This window comes from Vibrio sp. 1401, assembly GCF_033340295.1.
In genome coordinates this window covers 1-1,334 of record NZ_JAWOWF010000115.1, presented here as the reverse complement: position 1 = coordinate 1,334, position 1,334 = coordinate 1, and the positions used below count along the sequence as shown (strand labels likewise).

Sequence of the window (1,334 nt, the reverse complement as noted above, 5' to 3'; positions counted from 1 at the left end):
ATGTTTACGATGTACTACCATACAGTTCAGTGATTTCTATTCTGTCGATTGTTTTGATTTTGGTGTTCTTTATCACCTCATCTGACTCCGGTTCATTGGTTATCGACAGTATCACTGCGGGCGGTAAGATTGATGCTCCCGTTCCACAGCGAATCTTTTGGGCGTGTATCGAGGGTTCAATTGCCGCGGTTATGCTTTGGGTTGGCGGTAAAGAAGCCTTACAAGCGCTACAGTCTGGTGTGGTTGCGACCGGCTTGCCATTTACCTTTGTTCTGCTGTTGATGTGTGTGAGTTTGGTGAAAGGTTTACGTACCGAACTTTCCGCTTACCGCTAATCGATGTTGATAAATTAATACTCAATGCCGAGCATTCATTGCTCGGCATTTTTATTTCTGCTTTTCTTTTTAAGAAATTCCGTTACAGTTTGGGCTTCTTTTTCATCACTCAACTGCATTATGTCGCTTGCTAAACTTATTCTCATTCGTGGTCTTCCTGGCTCAGGAAAAACAACCTTGGCGAAACAATTGGTAAAAGATTTCGATGCGAAGCATTTCGAAGCCGACATGTATTTTGAGAATGAGAAAGGCGAGTACCACTTCAATCCGTCTTTGCTTCCGCAAGCGCACGAATGGTGTTTTGAACAAACGCGCAAATGGTTGAACAAAGGGAACATCGTGATTGTGAGTAATACCTTTGTACGACATTGGGAAATGAAGCGGTATTTAGATTACTGCCGAAAGAAATCTATCGAGGTGGAAGTGATGGTGTGCTCGGGCGAATATCAGAGCATTCATAATGTGCCACCAGCGACAATCGAGAAGATGCGTCGCCAGTGGCAAGAGTAATAAAATAGACTCGAAGCATTACTGGCCGCGTCCATCAATCATTACGATAAGCGTTTTGCTCATGATAGAAAGATCCATCGTGATCCACGAGTAAAACGACCCAAGGCTTAGTGCATAGCTGTGGTCAAAACCGACTTTTCTTCTCACGTCTTCAATGCAAGCATCGTAACCTTGGTTTACTTGCGCCAAGCCTGTAATACCTGGCAGTACGCCGTATGTACGCTCTACAAAGTAGGGAATTTCATCTTCCAACTTTTGATAAAAGGCAGGTCGCTCGGGGCGAGGGCCAATCATAGACATTTCACCTTTCAATACATTGAATAGCTGCGGTAACTCATCGAGACGAGTCTTACGTAAAAATCGGCCGACCGGGGTAATGCGTGGATCATTTTCGGTTGCCCAAACGGCACCTGAGCGTTGTTCTGCATCGATGTACATCGTGCGAAACTTCATGATTTGAAACAGATCCATCTTCTCTGGCGTGCAGCG

Annotated in this window: 3 protein-coding genes; 2 read left to right on the top strand and 1 reads right to left on the bottom strand. The window is 44.8% G+C overall.

From position 1 onward, the window contains the following. On the top strand, positions 1-335 hold a 335-nt coding region (locus R7Z77_RS23950; protein WP_318136872.1), incomplete at its 5' end, for a BCCT family transporter. A gap of 120 nt (positions 336-455) precedes the next feature. Then, positions 456-845: an ATP-binding protein gene (locus R7Z77_RS23945; protein ID WP_318136871.1), complete on the top strand. Its 390-nt coding sequence runs from the start codon at positions 456-458 to the stop codon at positions 843-845. An 18-nt stretch (positions 846-863) separates the two neighbouring features. Here the strand turns inward: R7Z77_RS23945 and R7Z77_RS23940 are convergent. Further along, positions 864-1,334 (bottom strand): sugar transferase (locus tag R7Z77_RS23940; RefSeq protein ID WP_318136870.1); only part of this gene is annotated, 471 nt, incomplete at its 5' end.